Source organism: Moorena sp. SIO2C4, from assembly GCF_010672485.1.
Taxonomy (GTDB): Bacteria; Cyanobacteriota; Cyanobacteriia; order Cyanobacteriales; family Coleofasciculaceae; genus Moorena; species Moorena producens.
This window is the reverse complement of sequence record NZ_JAAHGN010000753.1, coordinates 1-3771: the sequence shown is the minus strand read 5'-3', so window position 1 is coordinate 3771 and position 3771 is coordinate 1. Positions and strand designations below refer to the sequence as shown.

Sequence of the window (3771 nt, the reverse complement as noted above, 5' to 3'; positions counted from 1 at the left end):
TGCAAAGCCTAAAGCGTGACCAAAGGTCAATCGCGTTTTAGTGAATGCCTCGACAAACAGTGCATTCGCGTTTTAGTAGTTGATGTAGGGTGGGCAGTGCTTTCGACCGATTCATGTGGTTAGCAATCGCCAAAGTAGGCACTGCCCACCAACGGATTAATCACAATCGGACCAGTGCGTTCGCACCTCAAGCAGCGTCGGCAAAGCCTAAAGCGTGACCAAAGGTCAATCGCGTTTTAGTTGATACCTCGACAAAGAGTGCGATCGCGAAGCGTGACCAAAGGTCAATCGCGTTTTAGTTGATGCCTTCACAAACAGTGCGATCGCGTTCACTTACATTCGGGTTATTCCTTAGATAATCCCCAGCCCAATCGCAACCACGTCGCAGTAGCTCATCTAGACTACTTAGAGCTAGATCGATATTCCATAACATTACAGTTTTATCCTCACTAGCCGTAGCAAGAGTCTTGCCGTCAGGGCTGAAGCTAACACTATTGATCGCAGCACCACTACTCTTGAGGGTTTGGAGTACTTTACCCTCCGGAAGACTCCAGAGTTTGACTGTCCCGTCACTACTACCACTGGCAAGTATGGTACCGTAGGGGATAAAACTGAGGCTATTGACTACACCACTATGTCCCTTAAGAGTTGCCAGTTGTTGACCTTGCAAATTCCAAAGTTTAATAGTTCCATCCAGACTCGCGGTAGCAAGGGTCTGACCGTCACGGCTAAAGCTGAGGCTAATCACCGCAGCACTATGCCCCTTGAGAGTTTCAAGTTCTTCACCGCTCAAATTCCAGAGTTTAAGGGTTCCATCCTTACTAGCAGTAGCGATGATTTTGCCATTAGGGCTGAACTTGACACTGTCAAAATCATCGTTATGTCCCTTGAGAGTTGCCAGTTGTTGACCTATTAAATTCCAGAGTTTTACGGTTCCATCGTTACTAGCACTGGCAAATAATTGTGCATCAGGGCTGAAACTGACGCTGTAAACACTAGCTTTATGGGCATCAATAGTTTTGATTAGTTTACCCTCCAGACTCCATAGCTTTACCGTTCCATCCAAACCAGCACTGGCAAGGAATTTCCCATCAGGGCTGAAACTAAAACTTATGATTGGATTTTGATTTTCTTCTAAGGTCTTCACTAGTGTACCGTCTAGTTTCCAGAGTTTGACACTTCCATCCAAACCAAGACTGGCAATGACATTATCATCAGGGCTGAAACTAAGACTTATGACTGCACCTTGATGTCCTTCTAAGGTACTGACTAGTGTACCGTCTCGTTCCCATACTTTAACAGTTCCATCGAAGCTAGCAGTGGCAATTGTGCGACCATCGGGACTAAAGCTGACGCTATCAACCACAGCCTTATGTCCAAATAGGGTTTGGGTTTTGAGATCATAGTCCTCAACGCTCCAGAGTCTGACGGTCAAGTCTCTGCTGGCGGTGGCTAAAATTTTGCCATCGGGACTAAAGCTCATAATTGCAATCCCTCTCTTATGACCCCGCAAGATTTGGAGTTCCTGACCTTCCCGACTCCAAAGCTTAACAGTTCCATCTAAACTGCCAGTGGCAATTGTCTGACCATCAAGACTGAAGCTAACGCTGTTGATTGTGGCACCAGAACTCTGGAAAGTAAGAATTTCCTTTCCTTGAAGATTCCAAAGTCTAACAGCTCCATCCAGACTAGCAGTGGCAAGGGTCTGACCATCAGGGCTAAAACTGATACTTGTAACATCAGCTTTATGCCCCATAAAGGTTTGCCCAATTCGGTTGCCTTGTTTGTCCCACAATCTTACTATTCCGTTGCTACTACCACTGGCAATCACCTTACCGTCAGGACTGAAACTGAGACTCGTAATACTAGCGTTCTGTATTGCAAAGGGTTGCCCAATTGGGTTGCCCTGTCTGTCCCACAATCTTACTATTCCGCCGCGACTACCACTGACAATCACCTGACCGTCCCGGCTGAAACCGATACTTGTAACCTCAGTTTCATGCCCCTGGAGGGTGTGTCGTAATTGACCGTCTATACTCCAGAGTTTGACGGTGCCATCAGCACTGCCAGTGGCAAGGATTTCACCATCACGACTAACACTGACGCTATTGACTGTATCTGTATGCCCTGGGAGAACGGTTAGTATTTCATCATCTCCCCTCCAAAGTTTGACCGTACTATCAGCAATGCTAGTGGCAAGGATTTCACCATCAGGACTGAAAGTGACGCTATTAACCCAACTGTCATAACCTTCCAAACGATTGCGCTCTCTGACTCCATAAAGGGCTTGCTGTAATGCAGCTAAAGTCTGAGTGCGGGTATTGGTTCCTACTGCGATTGCTGACTTAAGTTGTGTTCCTGCCTTTAAAGCTAATATGAGTGGATCAAGTGACTCCCTATTTCTGTTAAATAGGGCTTCTGAGGATTGAGCAAGAGCAAGAGTCTTTAGTATTTTAACTTGTCTCGCAAATAGTAGTCCGGTCAATAGTATTAATACTACCATAATAATCATTTTTTTGACAATTGATGCTCTAAATCGGCTTTTAAAAAACGCCTCTTCTAGTCTTAATTTACTTCGTTCCGCCTCTTTTCTTGCTAGTCTCTCCTGTTCCAATTCAGTGATTATTAAAGCTCCTGTCGATTGACGAATAATAGGAACAAGATAGTCGTGTACTAATTGATAGTGCGCAGTCGAAAATTCTGGCAAAAGTAAAACCAATCCTGAGTTGACGAAGATCTCTAATATTAAATCTAGGTTTTCTATCTCTCCTACTCCGAGATCGAATAAACCCGATCCTAACTCTGCCCTTGACTTGAGTGGTCGAGTGTTATTTTCATCTGTTAGGAGGTATAAAACTAGTCTTGCCTCACGTTCATTCCAATAACCACAGTCTTTAACAACTCCAGCTAAAAATCGCTCCAATAGCTTTTGTTTAGAACCGATTGCTTGATACTCAACCAGTTTATAAATTTTCTCTTCTTGTAATTGTAATCCCACAATCTGTAACTCAATGGGACGAACTTCACCTAGCTCTCCTGCTAAATCATTTACAAGTTGATTAATCAAAGCATTTTCCAAATACAAATGAAGTTTAGTTGTTACATGTTGTATAAAATTATCACTATTTTCTTGAGAAAAGTTTCCTAGATAATAAAGTATATCTTGGCTTAATATGTAATTGATAGTATCTATTTTTTTTGAACGTTGAAATTTTAAGAGATAGTGTAGATAGTCTTCCCTTAATGACAGAATCACTTGAGTATAAGGAATATAGTCAATTGCTGTTTTTAAAAATTCCAATAAAAGATTACGATCGACTATATCTGGGACAGCAACAAATAATTCTTCAAACTGATCAAAAATTAAAACTGTTAGTAAGTTTCGGTCACCATTTTCTTGCAACTGTTGCAAGATGCTAGTTACTGAATCTGCTTCAACAGAAAGACTAAGCCCTCTTGCTCTTAGTGCATTAACCAATAACTCGCCTAACTGCCTAACCCAGTCAGTATAGACTCGTATGGCAATTGGCAATACATCTCGTTGACCAATAGCTCTTTGCTTGAGAATTGGAACTAATCCTGCATAGATTAAGGAACTTTTTCCAACTCCAGATGGTCCATGAATAACAGTTAATTTACAACTAGTATTGCCAATTCTTTCGAGCAAATTATTGATATCTTGTTGTCTACCAGAAGCAATAATTTCATCTGCAACCATTTCCGGCTGCTCAAGGGCTGGAAGTTGAGACTTAGCTCTTCTGCGTTTTGGCA

General features: G+C 42.5%; 1 protein-coding gene. It reads right to left on the bottom strand.

Going from position 1 to position 3771, the window contains the following annotated elements:
- Positions 1-295: 295 nt before the first annotated feature.
- Positions 296-3771, bottom strand: a 3476-nt coding sequence (locus F6K20_RS28440) for a WD40 domain-containing protein (RefSeq protein WP_502708888.1), incomplete at its 5' end; no start/stop codon positions are given.